Here is a 14,279-nt window from a genome sequence, read left to right as displayed (position 1 = left end):
GAGCACCGATGCGACTGACCGGCTGTGCCGCGCTGGTGACCGGCGGGGCCTCGGGCCTGGGGCTTGCCACCGCGCGGCGACTGGTGTCCGCGGGCGCCGGGGTGGTGCTGCTGGATCTCGACACGTCCGCGGGCGCCGAGCGGGCTGAGGAACTGGGCCCCACCGCGGTGTTCTGCCCCGGTGACGTGACGGACAGCGGGTCGGTGACCGCGGCGCTCGACCTGGCAGAGCGACTCGGGCCGCTGCGGGTGGCGGTCAACTGCGCGGGGATCGGCCTGCCAGGGCGGGTGCTCAGCCGCGAACTGGTGCTGCCGCTGGAGGCGTTCCAGGTGGTGGTCGAGGTCAACCTGATCGGCACGTTCAACGTGCTACGCCTTGCCGCACAACGGATCGCGCGCACCGAGCCGGTGGATGGCGAACGCGGGGTCATCCTCTGCACGGCCTCGGTCGCGGCCTTCGACGGACAGGTCGGGCAGGCCGCCTACTCGGCGTCCAAGGCGGGCATCGCGGGCATGACCCTGCCGATCGCGCGCGACCTCGCCGAGCACCTGATCCGCGTGGTGACCATCGCCCCCGGCATGTTCGACACCCCGCTGGTGGCCGCTTTGTCCGAGCAGGCAAGGGCTTCGCTGGCCGCACAGGTGCCGCACCCGTCCCGGCTGGGCGATCCCGCCGAGTTCGCCGCGCTGGTGGAGCACGTCATCGGCAACGCCATGCTCAACGGCGAGGTGATCCGCCTCGACGGCGCGATCCGCATGGCGCCCAGATAGCACGAAAGTGCCGTTGCTGGCATTCAACGCCAGCAACGGCACTTTCATGACATGCGGGTCAGCTCAGGGTGACCGCCGTGTCGTCGAGGACGAACGAGGTCTGCGCGCTGGCGTCTTCCGTGCCGCTGAAGGAGATCGTCACGGTCTGCCCCGCGAGGGCGGACAGGTCGAAGGTCTTCTGCACGTAACCGCTGGCGGCGTTGAGGTTGGAGTAGGTGGCCAGGGTGGTGGAGCCCGCCTTGACGGTCAGCTTGTCGTACGCGGTGGAGCTGGTCGTCTCGTCGGTGTCGATGTGCAGCCAGAAGGACAGGCTGGCGTGGCACCCGGCGGGGATGCTCACCGACTGGGACAGCGAGTCGGAGTGCGTGGAGCCGTAGCCGTTCAGCCAGGCCACGTAGCTGCCGCTGTGCGCGGGCTGCCCGGCGGAGGCGTTGCTGACCACGCCGTTGCTGGCCGTCCACGGGCTGGTGCCGCTCTCGAAGCCGGGGTTGCCCAGCTTCTGGCCCGAGCAGGCGCCGCCGGTGGTGGAGACGGTCCAGGTGAACGAGGCGGAACCGGCCTTGCCCGCCGCGTCGGTCGCGGTCACGGTGACGTTCGAGCTGCCCGCGTTGGTGGGCTTGCCGCTGATCACGCCGGTGCCCGAGGCGATGGACAGCCCGGCGGGCAGGCCGCTGGCCGACCAGGTGTACGGGCTGGTGCCGCCGGTGGCCTTCACGGTCACCGACACGGTGTCACCGACCAGGTTGGTCTGGTTGCCCGGGCTGGTCACCGAGGGGCCGCCGGTGGGCGGGGTGGTGCCGCCGGACAGCGCGGTCGCCAGCGGGTCGGCGATCGGCGAGCCCCAGCCGCTGGCCTTGTCGAAGTTGGCCGCCGCCTTGTAGTACAGGTTGTCACCGCTGGTGATGTCGTGGAACAGCGAGCTGTAGCTGCTGCCCGAACCCAGCTGATACAGCGTGGCGTTGACCTGGCCCACCTTGGACTTGCCCGCGGCGAGCGCCTTCTGGTTGACCAGGGTCAGGAAGCTGGCCCACAGCGGGGTTGCCGCGCTGGTGCCGCCGTAGTTGGCCCAGGAACCGCCGGTGTAGATCGAGTAGTTCTGCGCGTTGGCCGACACGTCGGGCACCTGGCGCAGCGCGCTGGTGTCCACACCGGACCCGGTCTGCCAGGAGGGGCGGGCGAACTTGCTGGACACGCCGCCACCGCCGGACCACTTGCTGCTGCCCTCGTTCCACACGGTCTCGCTGCTGTACGAGCCGCCGGAGCCCTCGTTCAGCGTGGTGCCGCCGACGCTGGTCACGTACGGGTCCGAGCCGGGGAAGTCCACCGCGAGCTTGCTGGCGTTGGGCGACTGCGTGCCGCTGTGGTGGTAGCAGTCGTAGGCCCCGGAGTCACCGGCGGCGGACAGGAAGGTCTGGCCCTGGGCAGCGCCCTGCTTGGCCGCCTTGTCCACCGCGTCCTCGGTGGCCGGGGTGTCGTCCAGTTCGCACAGGCCCCAGCTGGAGGAGACCACGGACACGTTGTCGGACACGAACTTGTTCCACATGTCGATCTCGCCCTGGTCGGAGTTGGGGGCCTCGTAGACCGCCACGTCCGCCTTGGGCGCGATCGCGTGCGCCACCTCGATGTCCAGCTCGACCTCGCCGACCCCGTCACCGGCGGTGTCGTCGTCGCCACCGCTGACCTTGACCACGGTCGGGGTGGGCGAGCCGGTGCCGTACTGCTGGTCGTACTTGCTGATGTTGCTCTGGCTGAAGTGCGAGAACTCCAGCATGGCGATCGACTGGCCCTTGCCGTCGATGCCCGCGCCGGTCAGCTTGTCCACCCCGTAGCCGGTGCGCAGTTCCTGCGCGGTGTAGCCGCCCGCGGGGCCGCTGCCCGCGTGCGGGGCGGCCGAGGTCAGCTTCTGCGCCGAACTGTGCCGCTGGTAGTGGTTGTTCAGGCCGGACACACCGGAGATCAGCGCCGAGACCGCGGAGTCCACGGAGGGAGCCGAGTCGTTGGCGGTGAAGTCCCTGTTCAGCTCGTTGTCGTGGTAGGTCGACAGGTTGGTGCCGAAGGCTTGCTGCACAACGGAAGCACTGCCCTTGGCGTCCACGGCCATGCGGTTGCCGGACACGCCGGTGACGGTCAGGCCCTTGCTCGCCAGGTACGCGCGCACCTGGTCGACCTGAGCCTGGGTGGGCGCGTAGCGGGCGGCGAACTGGTCTGGGCTCAGGTAGTGCCGGTAGTCCGCGGAGTGCGGGTCGTTGACTCTGGACAGGAAGGCGTCCAGGTCTGACTCGTTGCGCAACTTCAGCGAGACGGCCACCTGCACCTGCTTGTCCTGCTGGACCGAGCCGGTCTTGGTGGCGTACTGCAGGCCGGGCGCGGAGCTGTTGGCCAGTGCGACGGGGTGCGCGGCCTCGGGCTGGGCCCAGGCTGCGGCGCTCCCGGCGCCGACCACCAGTGGCATGGCCACCAGCAGCGCCACGGAGGCGCGACGGCTTGACCTCACGATGACTCCCTCAGGGAAGACGTGAAAACGTGGGCAGGGGGAATGACAGTTTTCTTGTCCGGAGCATCTCGGTATCCGAGTTGGCGAGACACTAACAGTCGTCAGCGCGCCGGAGAACGGAGTGAAGACGCGTTCCCTACCAAAGTAGGGAAGTTCGCCGCGCCGCGTGTAGCACGGGGAAAGTTCCCCTCTAGTCGCTGGTCACAGGTGCCGTAGCCAATCATGACCCATCGTGACGGCAATGTCCACCAATCGGACATACCTGCCATTGTGACAATGATTCTTCAACAGCGATAAACAATGACACCCGGCACGAGCCGTCCATTATCTGAAACGCTCCGCACGGATGATCACCCGCGCGGCCTTGACCTCCACATAACTCGAACTCCTACCGTCGGCGGCATGAAGGCGATCAGACTGCACGAGTTCGGACCGGCCGAGAACCTGCGGCTGGAGGAGGTGCCCGACCCGGTGCCCGCCGAGGGACAGGTGCGGATCCGCGTGCGCGCGGCGGGCGTGCACCTGCTGGACACCATGCTGCGCAAGGGAATCGAGGGCGGACCGCTACCACCCCAGCAGTTGCCCGCGATCCCCGGGCGCGAGGTGGCCGGTGCCGTGGACGCGCTGGGCGAGGGGGTGGACCCGAGCTGGCTGGGCCGCCGCGTGGTGGCGCACCTGGGCGCGGCCAGCGCGGGCTACGCCGAGCTGGCCGTGGCCAATGTCCAGTCCCTGCACGGGATCCCGGACGGGCTGGACGAGGCCTCGGCGGTGGCGATGATCGGCACCGGCCGCACCGTCATGGGCGTGCTGGACGAGGCCGCCGCCACGCCGGAGGACGTGGTGCTGGTGACCTCGGCCGCGGGTGGCATGGGCAGCCTGTTCGTGCAGGCGCTGCGCAACCTCGGCGCCACCGTGGTCGCCGTGGCCGGTGGCCCGGAGAAGGTGGCCCGTGTCAAGGAACTCGGCGCCGAGGTCGTCGCCGACTACAACCAGGCGGACTGGGACGAGCAGGTCCGCGCCGAGCTGGGCAGCCGGTCGGTGACCCTGGTGCTGGACGGGGTTGGCGGCGAACCGGGCCGCAAGGCGTTGGGACTGCTGGGTTTTGGTGGGCGGATCGTCATGTTCGGCTGGTCGGCGGGGGCACCGACCCAGCTGGGCACCGAGGACCTGGTGGCCAAGGCGCTCACCGTGTCCTGGGGACTTGGCCCCAGGATGCGCAAGCCGGGCGTGGTCCGCGAGCTGGAGACCCGCTCGATGGCGGAGGCCGCCGCGGGACGGCTGGTACCGCTGACCACCCGCTTCCCGCTGGCCGAGGCGGCGCGGGCGCACACGGCGCTGGAGAACCGCGGCACGGTCGGCAAGGCGGTGCTGGTGGTCTCCGGTCAGACCGCGTAGGGGGCGCCGATGCGGCCCGGGAACTCGTTGGTGGGCCGCAGTTCCACGCGAGCCGGTTGTCCAGGCGCTGCCGGATGCGGCGGAACACCGCCACCCGGGTCGATCGAGGTCACGACGCGGCGCTGCCGCAGGAGTGCACACCGATCACCAGCGCGTGGCCCGGCCAGGACCGCTCCGCAGCCGCCGCAGGTCCACGTCGACCTCGGCGGCTGCGCGACGCCCTGCTCACCGGCGGCCACCGGGCCGCGGCGCACGCCCCGGTTGGCGCGTGTCGGTGAGTTTCTGGTGACCGCGCCGGAGCCGGTCAGCACGGCGAGGAACGCGCTGTCCCCGTGGCGGGCGAGGCGATCGCACTGCTGACCGGCCTGCGGCGGGTCGAGTTGCGGGCCTGCCACGCGCCGGGCTGCGTCCGGGATCACCCGCGCCGCGCTGCACCACCGCAAGCCTTCAGCGGGGTGAGCGCAGGCCCACGAACTGGGCCATCGTTTCCACGGAGTGCTCGAAGAACTCCTCGCTCGGGTCCACGCTGCCCACCAACTGGCCGAACAGCTCGAAGCTGATCATCCCGAACAACTGGGTCCATGCCGTGATCGCCCGGGCCATGAGCACGGGCGGCAGGGTGGGCGCGACCGCCTCGGCCAGCGCCTTGGTCTGTGCCAGCAGCTGCGGGCTGAGCTCGCGCCCGTCGTAGTCCAGGCGGATCAGCTTGGCCGCCCACGCGGTCTTCAACACCTCGAGCAGCGCGATGGCCACCCGGCTCGCCGCGGGGACGGTGTCCTGCGGCGCCTGGTAGCCGGGCACCGGCGAGCCGTAGATCAGGGCGTACTCGTGCGGGTGGGCCAGCGCCCAACCCCGCACCGCCCGGCAGATGGCCCGCCACCGGCCGCGCACGTCCACCGGGTCGACCCCGGCGTCGGCGGCCTCGGCCTCGGCGCCCAGCCCGTCGTACGCGTCCAGGATCAGCCCCGTGAGCAGGTCGTCCTTGCTCGGGAAGTACCGGTAGAGCGCCGAGGACACCATGCCCATCTCCCGGGCTACCGCGCGCAGGGACAGCCCGTCGGCCCCGGACACGGCCAACTGCTTGCGGGCCTGGTCCTTGATCTCGGCGGTCAGCTCGGCCCTGGCCCGGTCCCTGGCGGTACGGCTCGCGTTCATCCCCTCACCCTGTCACGTTTCGGAGCACTAGCCAACTTAGAGAGCACTGCTCTTGACAGAGAGCGGCAGCCGCGTGTTCACTGTTCTCAACCGAGAGCAGTGCTCTCCATTCTTCAGGAGGCAGCCATGACCACCCGATACGTCAAGAGCGACGGCAGCGACGTGCTGTTCCACAAGATCGTCAGCGGCCTGACCAAGGCCGGGATCAGCCTGCTCGGCAGCCGGGTGCTCACGGTGCGCGGCCGGACCAGCGGCGAACCGCGCTCGAATCCGGTGAACCTGTTGTCTTACAAGGGAAAGAAGTACCTGGTGGCCCCGCGCGGACACACCCAGTGGGTGCGCAACCTGCGCGCGGCGGGCGAGGGTGAGCTGCGGATGGGCCGCCGCACGGAGCGGTTCACCCCCACCGAACTGGCCGACGCCGACAAGCCGGAGATCCTGCGCGCCTACCTCAAGCGCTGGAAGTTCGAGGTGAGCATGTTCTTCGATGGCGTGGACGCCACCGCCTCCGACGAGGTGCTGCTGGGCATCGCTCCCGGCTACCCGGTGTTCGAGATCCACATCGGCTAGCCGGGAGCGGCCCGTCAGCAGCCCTTGCTGGAGCCGGTCGCGTTGACACGCAAGGCGTCCGAGCCCTGCACGCAGTAGCCGGTGACGGACTGGAAACCCAGGTCGTACGGGCTCCCCTTGCCGGACTGCGCCGTCACGTGGTCGAAGCTGAGCCTGCTGCCCGAGTTGGCGATGATCGCGGGCCGGGCGTCGCTCGCGGACTGGCGCAGCGCGGTGTCGGTGAAGCTGATGCCGGTCACCTCGTGCAGGTAGAACCCGTACGCGGGGCGGGTTCCGATGCTGTTGGGGTTGTAGTCCCCGTTGTCGCTGGGCACGTCGGTGGACATCGCCGCGTGCCCGCCGGGCAGGGTCAGGTTGACGTTCTTGAAGGTCACGTCGCTGATCTGGTGACCGGGCTGGCCCCACAGGGTGGGGCTGAACGACCCGGCACTGGTGCCGGTGATGTTCTCGTAGTGCACGTCGCTGATGCTGCCGATGCCCGGCTTGTCACCACAGCGTTTTCTCGTCCCGATCTTCTGCATGATCGGCGACTTGGTGCCCGACATCGTCACGTCGTTGTAGCGCACGTTGGAGATGCGCGAGCCGTCCATGGACACCATGCCCAGGCCGGACTTGCCCGCACCGGTGATGGTGATGTGGGTGAACTGGTAGTCGGTGAAGTCCCCGCAGGTCTCCGAACCGAACATCAGCGCGTTGCAGCAGCCCGCGGACAGCTTCGCGTTGGTGACCGTCACGTGGCCGTTGGGCAGGGTGGCGCCCAGCGCCCAGTCGCTCTTGAACACCAGCGCGTCGTCGTTGGCCGCATCGGTGATGTTGGTGATCGTGACGTTGCGGGTGTTGATGATGTTCCAGCCGTCCCGGTCACCCGCGGTGGAGATCGTCAGGTGGTCGGACACCACGTTCTGGCAGCCGTTGATCAGCATCGCGAAGTGGCCGCCGCGCTTGAGCGTGATGCCCGAGACGGTCAGCCCGTCGCAGCGGGTCAGCGAGATCAGCTTGTCCGCCTGGCCGGACTTGGGGTTGCCGGTGATGAAGTGACCGCCGCCGTCGATCGTGCCCGAGCCGGTGAACCCGATGTTGGTCAGCCGGTCGCCCCAGATCATCGCGTTGTGGAAATGGCTGTGCCCGTAGTCCTGGAACTTGTCGTAGGGGTTGGCCTCCGGCGCGTCGTAGCCGGAGGCGGTGCCCAGCAGGGTCGATCCCGCGTCCAGCTGCACGGTGACGTTGCTCAGCAGGTGGATCGAGCCGCCCGCCTTGTACGTGCCCGCGGGGAAGCGCACCACCCCGCCGCCCGCCTGGTTCGCCGCCACGATCGCCCTGTTCACCGCTGGCGTGTCGTTGGCCGCCCCGTCTCCCTTGGCGCCGTAGGACTTCACGTCGAACACCGCCGCCCGGTCCCTGGCGTTGGTCGTGGCGGCCGAGGCCCCGCCGCCCACGAACACCGCGATCAGGGCTACCGCCAGCACCGGCAGCCAGGTGGTGGCCGATCTCCGCAACGCTGCGTAGCTCACGAACAGTCTCCCTCAGTCGACTGTAAAGGTTTGCAAGCGGCGGTCGCGCCAGGCTAGGAGCTGGGCACCGAGCCCGTCAAGGGGCAGCGCCAAAGCCGACGCCAGCCCACCCGCGAGTCCAGCCCAGCCGCACACGAATCCCGTTCTGGCACACACCAGAGCACTGCTCACAAATGCGTGCACCGCTCACCCACCACGCTGCTCGGCGGCCAGGAAATGCGCGATCTCGCTGGTGGCCTCGTAAAGCCGCCGGTAGTGCTGGTAGTACGGCTCGTACGCGGCGGTCCGGTCCGGATCGGGCAGCACCGTGGACACGACCGGGTTCCACGTGGCGGTGTCCACGCCCTGCGCCTCGGCGGCGAGCCGGGCGTCACCGAGGCAAGCGCCGATGGTGTGCGCCGGGACCTGCTGGGACAGGCCCGTCACGTCGGAGACGATCTGCGTCCACAGCCCGCCCTGCGTGCCGCCGCCGACCGCGACGAGCCTGCGCGCACGCCCACCCGCCTCGGTCATGGCGGCGAGGTTGTGCCGCACCCCGTAAGCGGTTCCCTCCAACACGGCCCGGTAGAGCTCCTCGCGGCCGTGGCCGAGGGTCAGCCCGGCGAGCACGCCGCGCGCGTCCGGGTCGAACAACGGGGTCCGCTCCCCCGCGAAGTACGGCAGCAGCAGCAAACCCCGGCTGCCAGCGGGGACGCGCCCCGCAGCCGCCACCAGGTCGCCGAACTCGCCGCCGACCAGGCCGCGCAACCAGTCGGTGACCGCACCGGAGGTGGCCATGCCCGCGGCCAACGTGTAGGTGCCCGGCCGAACCCCGCAGGTCGCCCACAGACCGGGGTGGCCACGCACCTGGTCGAGGACCTGCACCAGGAACAGCGTGCTGCCGTACATGATCATCGCCTCGCCGGGCTCACGCACACCCACGCTGGCGGCCTCGGCCCAGGCGTCCACGGTCCCGGCCGTCACGGGCAGTCCCGCGGGCAGCCCGGTCGCGGCGGCGGCCGAGTCGCTCACCACGCCGACGACCTCGGTCGGCCACGCCAGCTCGGGCAGCGGCAGACCGGGCGCCACCGCAGCGGCCCAGTCCCGCGCCCAGTCGCGGGCGTGCAGGTCGTACATCGGCGTGCACTGGCTGGCCGAGTGATGGTCCAGCACGTACCGCCCGGTGAGCCGGTGCACCAGGTACGAACTGGCCATCAGCAGCATGCGCGTACACCGGTACACCTGCGGCTCGTGCCTGGCCAGCCAGCGCAGCTTCGGGCCGACGGCCTGGCTGGTCAGCGGGGACCCGGCCCGTGCGAGCACCTCCTCGGCGCCGAACTCGGCCGTCAGCTCGGCGATCTCCGCGGTGGCCCGGGTGTCCACCCCGTAGAGGATCGCGGGGCGCAGGGGCTCGCCGTGCTCGTCGGCGGGCAGCAGGCAGGGACCGATCCCGCTGACGGCCAGCGCCTGGATGCCCGTGACGGCAGCGCTCAGTTCCCTTGCCACGGCGAGGAAATCGGCCCACCACACGTCCTGGGCGTCGTGCTCCACCCAGCCCGGCCGGGGCGCGGACGTGCCGTGCGGGCGTTGCGCGGTGGCCACCACAGACCCGTCCGCGCGCACCACCACACCCTTCGTGCTGGACGTTCCTATGTCGATGCCCAGGTACATGCCAAATAGTGTTGTCGACATGGAGCAGATCACGATCGTCGGCGCCTCGGCGGCGGGCCTGACCGCGGCGGAGACCCTGCGCAGGGAGGGCTTCACCGGGGAGCTGACCCTGGTCGGCGAGGAGCCGCACGCCCCGTACGACCGGCCGCCGCTGTCCAAGCAGGTGCTGGCCGGGCAGTGGGAGCCCGAGCGCACCCAGCTGCGCAAGGCCGAGCAACTCGACGGGCTGGGCGCGCGGCTGCTGCTGGGCCGCAGGGCCACCGGGCTGGACCTGGCCGGGCGCGCGGTGGAACTGGACGGCGGCGAGCGGGTCGGCTTCGACGGGCTGGTGATCGCCACCGGGGTGCGGCCACGCCGCCTGCCCTTCGGCCACGACCTGCTCGGGGTGCACGTGCTGCGCTCGCTGGACGACGCGCTCGCGCTGCGCACCGAACTGGCGGCCGGTCCGCGCGTCGTGGTGATCGGCGCGGGCTTCCTCGGCGCGGAGGTCGCGGCCACGGCCCGCACCCTGGGCCTGGACGTGACGATGGTGGACCCGCTGCCGGTACCGATGCTGCGCCAGCTGGGCGCGCCGGTGGGCAAGGTCGTCGAGGCCATGCACCGGGACAACGGGGTTCGCGTGCTGCTGGGCGTCGCGGTGACCGAGCTGGTCGGCTCCGGCGGGCGGGTCAGCGGGGTGCGGCTGTCCGACGGCACGCTCTGCGAGGCCGACTGCGTGCTGGTGGCGATCGGCTCGGTGCCCGCCACGGACTGGCTCACCGACTCCGGGCTGTCCCTGGCGGACGGGGTCCTGTGCGACGAGCGCTGCCAGGCGGCGCCCGGGGTGTACGCGGCCGGGGACGTGGCCCGCTGGCCGAACCCGCACTTCGGCGTGCCGATGCGGCTGGAGCACCGGATGAACGCCACCGAGCAGGGCATGGCGGTGGCCAGGGCACTGCTCGGGGCCGGGGAGCCGTTCGCGCCGGTGCCCTACTTCTGGACCGACCAGTTCGACGCCAAGGTGCAGGCGTACGGGGTCTTCCCGGAGGGCGCGGGCTACACCGTGCTGGACGGGGACATGGCCAGCCGGGAGTTCACCGCCGCCTACCACGTGGACGGGGTCGTGACGGGCGTGCTGGGCTGGAACCAGCCCAGGCAGACCCGCAAGCTGCGGCAACTGGTCGTGGACCGGGCCACGGTGCCCGCGGCGACGTAGGATCGACAACCGGGGTGAGCTGAGGGGACGGGGTATGGGAGATCGCGGTGACGGGGGTGGCTCCGCATTCGGTGCGGAACTGGAGCGCATGCTCGTCGACCGGCGCATCTCCTGGCGCACGCTGGCCGACCTGGTCGGCTACACGCCCAGCTGGCTGAGCAAGGTCAAGAACGGCACCCCGCCCTCAGCCGAGCTCGCCCGCCGCTGCGACCAGGTGCTCGAGGCGGGCGGCACGCTCATCTCCCTGGCCAACAACGAGATCGCCGCGCGGCCCGCCCAGCTGCCCGCCGCGGCGGCCCGCTTCGTGGGGCGTGAGGAGCACCTCGCCGTGCTGCGCGCCACGCTCACCGGCGACCACCAGCGCGGCACGCCCGCCGTGGTGGCCGTGGACGGGGCACCGGGCACGGGCAAGACCACGCTCGCGCTGCGCCTGGCGCACGACGTGGCCCCGCGCTTCCCGGACGGCCAGCTCTACGTGGACCTACAGGGCTACTCGCCGGTGGAGCTGCCGCTGCGGCCCACCGACGTGCTGGAGGAGTTCCTGTCCGCGCTGGGCGTGAGCGGCAACGCGATCCCCGCCGAGCAGGAGCAGCGGGCGAAGATGTTCCGCTCGCTGGTGGCCCGCGGGCGGGTGCTGATCGTGCTGGACAACGCGGCCGAGTCCCAGCAGCTGGAGCCGCTGCTGCCGGGGTCCGGGGACTGCGCCGTCGTGGTGACGAGCCGGCGCAGGCTGTCCGGCATGGCGATGCGCACCAACGCCAAGCAGCTGACCCTCGGGCCGATGACCGAGACCGAGGCGACCACGCTGCTGAGCCGGGTGATCGGCGAGCAGCGCACCGCCACCGAGCCCGCCGCGATCACCGCGCTGGCGCAGCGTTGCGCCCACCTGCCGCTGGCGTTGCGCATCGCCGCCGAGCGCGTGGCCACCCACCCGCACCGCTCGGTGGACGAGTTGGTGGAGGAGTTGGACGCCGACGACCAGCGGCTGGACGGGCTGGCCACGGACGACTCGATCGCGGTGCGCGCGGTGTTCTCCTGGTCCTACCGCGACCTGTCCGGGGAATCGGCCCGCATGTTCCGGCTGCTCGGGCTGTTCCGCGGCGCGCAGATCAGCACGGCCGCCGCCGCGGCACTGGCCGGGGTGCCGGTGCACCACGGGCGCAGGCTGCTGGAGCGGCTGGCCAGTGTGCACCTGCTGGAGGGCCTGGCCAGGGACCGGTACCGGCTGCACGACCTGCTGCGGGTCTACGCCGCGGAGCTGGCCGGGGCCGAGGAGTCCGCACCGGCCAGGCAGGAGGCCGTGCGCAGGCTCACCGACTGGTACCTGCACACCGCCGAGCGGGCCAACGAGACGCTGGCCCCGTTCCGGGTGCACACCCTGGAGGTGCCCGCGGCGGGGCCGACGGTCACGCCGGAGGGCTTCACCGACCCGGTCGAGGCCCTGCGCTGGTGCGACGGGGAGCTGGCCAACCTGGTGCCGCTGATCCAGACGGCCATCGACCACGGGCTGCTGGACACGGCCTGGCGGGTGGGCATCGCCATGTGGGACTACTTCAGCCTGCGCACCCCGATGGGCGTGTGGGTGAGCACGCACCTGCTCGCCGAGCAGGCCGCCCGCACCGCCGGTGACCTGTTCGCCCAGGCGTGGGTGCAGACCAACCTGGCCGCGGCCAAGCACCGGCTGCACGAGTTCGACCAGGCGACCGAGCTGTACCGCAGCGCGCTGGCGATCCGCGAGCGGATCGGCGACGAGCACGGGCAGGCCTGGACCCTGGCCGGGCTCGGGTTCCTGCACCTGGACCAGGGCCTGGCCGAGGAGGCCGAACAGGTGGCTGGCCGCGCGCTGGCGCGGTTCCGCGAACTGGGCGACCGGCACGGCGAGGTGGTCACCATGTCCACGCTGGGCGAGGTGCTGCGGCTGCGCGGGCTCACCCAGCAGGCCCTCGACGCGCTGACCGAGGCACTGCGGGTGGCCGACGAGTGCGAGGACCCCTCCGCGCAGGCCGACGCCCTGGGCAAGATGGCCGAGGCGCACCTGGCGCTGGGCGACCGGGAGCAGGCGCTGGATTGCCTGAACCGGGCCCTGGCGATCGCCCGCGACGGGCAGAACCGCTGGGGTGAGGCCGACATCCTGTCCCGGCGCGGCGCGGTCCTGCGCGGTCTGGGCCGGGTGGGTGACGCGCGCAGGTCGTGGGAGGCTGCCCTGCGGCTGTACTCCGAAGTGGACGACCGGCGGGCCACCGACGTCCGGGCCCAGCTGGAAACCTTGAGCTGAACCGATCGGAGTACTTGTCAGCGCCCGCGTGGATGTGTAAACCAGGAGGTGCGCTGTTCACCTCGTGGCCGATTCGCCACGGTGAGTCACCGCCTTCACCCCTGGGGCAGGGTGTTTCCTCGAAGACTCAACACATCAACACTGGTGGCTGATCTGCGCGTTGGCCATAGTTACTGTGTGCGATCGGACCACTATCCAATCGCACCAGCCGAGTCAAGGACGCAGCCTGGGGCATGCAGTCGCGCGTCGTCTCGGCCGAGGAACCGGCGTTGGCGGGCGGGTCCACTGGGGGTGGCTCCGCCCGTCAACGGCCCACCTCCCCGCGTGTCGGACCTTCCAGTACCGCGTGTCGGACGTTCCGGTACGCCGTGTTCGCGCTTCCTGCGCACAATCCCGCGAGCTGGGAAAACGCCCTGCGAATGCCAACACAGCGCCCGCGAAGCGCCGACACACCGCACGGGAAGCGCCGACACGCGCGGGGGCCGGCCCGCGCGCTACGCCAGGTCGAAGAACACCATCGGGTTGTCCCGGCTCGTGCGCACCGGCTCCGCCAGTCCCAGCTCGGCCTTGAGCCCGCGCAGCGCCGCGTTGTGCTCCGGCGCCCGCTTCGCCGAGGGCGTGAAGTAGTCGATGTTCCGGTCCGCCAGCCAACCGAGCAGGACGGCGCCCTCACTGAACGGCAGGGGCCGCCTGCCGTGGAACACGTCGTGCACGCTCACCCGGGTGCCCGCACGCAGTGTCGGGAACACGGTCGTCAGGTACCAGCGCGCGAAGCTCCCGCTGTGCGCGGCGTCCAGGAACAGGTAGTCCGTCTCGGCCGGGATCTCCGCCGCCTTCGTCCGGACGTCCCCCTTGCTGAAGGTCCACCGCTGCCCGGCCAGTTCGTCCGGCACGGTGCGCAGCACGTGGTCGACCTGGTCGAAGGACAGCAGCCTGCCGACCCCGTTGTCCCGTAGGGCGCGCAGGATCCAGGTCGTGGACCAGCCGTGGAAGGTGCCGACCTCGACCACCGTGTCGGGCCTCAGTTCGCGCAGCAGCAGGTAGGTGATCTCGGCCTCGAGGTCGTCCAACTGCGCCCGCATACCCGGCTGGCGGGCCGCCAGCAGCTCGCGCTGTTCCTCCCGCACTGTCGCCAGCTCTGTCGCGTAGTCGCGGTAGAGCCTGGTCACCAGCCCGAGCGTGATCGGTTCCACCAGCGCAGGCTAGCCGCAACCCCGGTGCCGTGCCGTGAAGGTGGCTTTCACCGCGTTGGGCGCAGCGAAAG

The 14,279-nt window shown here is 71.0% G+C and carries 11 protein-coding genes; 5 read left to right on the top strand and 6 right to left on the bottom strand.

Going from position 1 to position 14,279, the window contains the following annotated elements; genetic code table 11:
* Window positions 1-8 precede the first annotated feature (8 nt).
* Window positions 9-770 (top strand): SDR family NAD(P)-dependent oxidoreductase, encoded by a 762-nt coding sequence (locus KALB_RS06495; RefSeq protein WP_025354914.1) that lies wholly within the window; start codon window positions 9-11, stop codon window positions 768-770.
* Window positions 771-828: 58 nt separating this feature from the next.
* Here KALB_RS06495 and KALB_RS06490 read toward each other — a convergent pair whose 3' ends face one another.
* Window positions 829-3,264 (bottom strand): protease pro-enzyme activation domain-containing protein, encoded by a 2,436-nt coding sequence (locus tag KALB_RS06490; RefSeq protein ID WP_158510719.1) that lies wholly within the window; start codon window positions 3,262-3,264, stop codon window positions 829-831.
* 402 nt (window positions 3,265-3,666) lie between these two features.
* Between KALB_RS06490 and KALB_RS06485 the strand changes: the two genes are divergently transcribed.
* Entirely contained in the window at window positions 3,667-4,659 is a 993-nt protein-coding gene (locus KALB_RS06485; protein WP_025354912.1) for a zinc-binding dehydrogenase, read from the top strand.
* Here the strand turns inward: KALB_RS06485 and KALB_RS06480 are convergent.
* Together KALB_RS06480 and KALB_RS06475 are read right to left on the bottom strand one after the other, a co-directional pair.
* Window positions 4,647-5,078, bottom strand: a complete 432-nt coding sequence (locus KALB_RS06480) for a hypothetical protein (protein WP_025354911.1) — start codon at window positions 5,076-5,078, stop codon at window positions 4,647-4,649. The two genes, KALB_RS06485 and KALB_RS06480, sit on opposite strands and share 13 nt — an antisense overlap.
* A 28-nt stretch (window positions 5,079-5,106) precedes the next feature.
* Complete coding sequence (locus tag KALB_RS06475) at window positions 5,107-5,814, bottom strand: TetR/AcrR family transcriptional regulator (RefSeq protein ID WP_025354910.1); 708 nt, start codon at window positions 5,812-5,814, stop codon at window positions 5,107-5,109.
* A 126-nt stretch (window positions 5,815-5,940) separates the two neighbouring features.
* Here KALB_RS06475 and KALB_RS06470 point away from each other — a divergent pair, with 126 nt between their 5' ends.
* The gene (locus KALB_RS06470; RefSeq protein ID WP_025354909.1) at window positions 5,941-6,384 is read left to right on the top strand and encodes a nitroreductase family deazaflavin-dependent oxidoreductase; all 444 of its coding nucleotides are present in this window, start codon (window positions 5,941-5,943) and stop codon (window positions 6,382-6,384) included.
* A 14-nt stretch (window positions 6,385-6,398) separates the two neighbouring features.
* Here KALB_RS06470 and KALB_RS06465 read toward each other — a convergent pair whose 3' ends face one another.
* Window positions 6,399-7,895 (bottom strand): glycoside hydrolase family 28 protein, encoded by a 1,497-nt coding sequence (locus KALB_RS06465; RefSeq protein WP_025354908.1) that lies wholly within the window; start codon window positions 7,893-7,895, stop codon window positions 6,399-6,401.
* A gap of 186 nt (window positions 7,896-8,081) precedes the next feature.
* The gene (locus KALB_RS06460; protein WP_236650188.1) at window positions 8,082-9,545 is read right to left on the bottom strand and encodes an FGGY-family carbohydrate kinase; all 1,464 of its coding nucleotides are present in this window, start codon (window positions 9,543-9,545) and stop codon (window positions 8,082-8,084) included.
* Window positions 9,546-9,564: 19 nt separating this feature from the next.
* Here KALB_RS06460 and KALB_RS06455 point away from each other — a divergent pair, with 19 nt between their 5' ends.
* Together KALB_RS06455 and KALB_RS06450 are read left to right on the top strand one after the other, a co-directional pair.
* Window positions 9,565-10,740, top strand: coding sequence for an NAD(P)/FAD-dependent oxidoreductase (locus KALB_RS06455; RefSeq protein ID WP_025354906.1), 1,176 nt, complete (start codon window positions 9,565-9,567; stop codon window positions 10,738-10,740).
* Window positions 10,741-10,774: 34 nt separating this feature from the next.
* Entirely contained in the window at window positions 10,775-13,015 is a 2,241-nt protein-coding gene (locus tag KALB_RS06450; protein ID WP_025354905.1) for an ATP-binding protein, read from the top strand.
* 494 nt (window positions 13,016-13,509) lie between these two features.
* On the opposite strand, the gene KALB_RS06445 is transcribed toward KALB_RS06450, so the two are convergent.
* Window positions 13,510-14,208, bottom strand: a complete 699-nt coding sequence (locus KALB_RS06445; RefSeq protein ID WP_025354904.1) for a class I SAM-dependent methyltransferase — start codon at window positions 14,206-14,208, stop codon at window positions 13,510-13,512.
* Window positions 14,209-14,279: the final 71 nt, after the last annotated feature.

Source organism: Kutzneria viridogrisea DSM 43870 (genome assembly GCF_000525635.1).
GTDB classification, from domain to species: domain Bacteria; phylum Actinomycetota; class Actinomycetes; order Mycobacteriales; family Pseudonocardiaceae; genus Kutzneria; species Kutzneria viridogrisea.
Note: the sequence above shows the minus strand (reverse complement) of the source record. Positions and strands in the feature narration are given on the sequence as shown.

Coding starts and splice junctions, on each gene's coding strand:
- KALB_RS06495 (WP_025354914.1), top strand. CDS start 9: ATGCGACTGACCGGCTGTGCCGCGCTGGTGACCGGCGGGGCCTCGGGC.
- KALB_RS06485 (WP_025354912.1), top strand. CDS start 3,667: ATGAAGGCGATCAGACTGCACGAGTTCGGACCGGCCGAGAACCTGCGG.
- KALB_RS06475 (WP_025354910.1), bottom strand. CDS start 5,814: ATGAACGCGAGCCGTACCGCCAGGGACCGGGCCAGGGCCGAGCTGACC.
- KALB_RS06470 (WP_025354909.1), top strand. CDS start 5,941: ATGACCACCCGATACGTCAAGAGCGACGGCAGCGACGTGCTGTTCCAC.
- KALB_RS06460 (WP_236650188.1), bottom strand. CDS start 9,545: ATGTACCTGGGCATCGACATAGGAACGTCCAGCACGAAGGGTGTGGTG.
- KALB_RS06455 (WP_025354906.1), top strand. CDS start 9,565: ATGGAGCAGATCACGATCGTCGGCGCCTCGGCGGCGGGCCTGACCGCG.
- KALB_RS06450 (WP_025354905.1), top strand. CDS start 10,775: ATGGGAGATCGCGGTGACGGGGGTGGCTCCGCATTCGGTGCGGAACTG.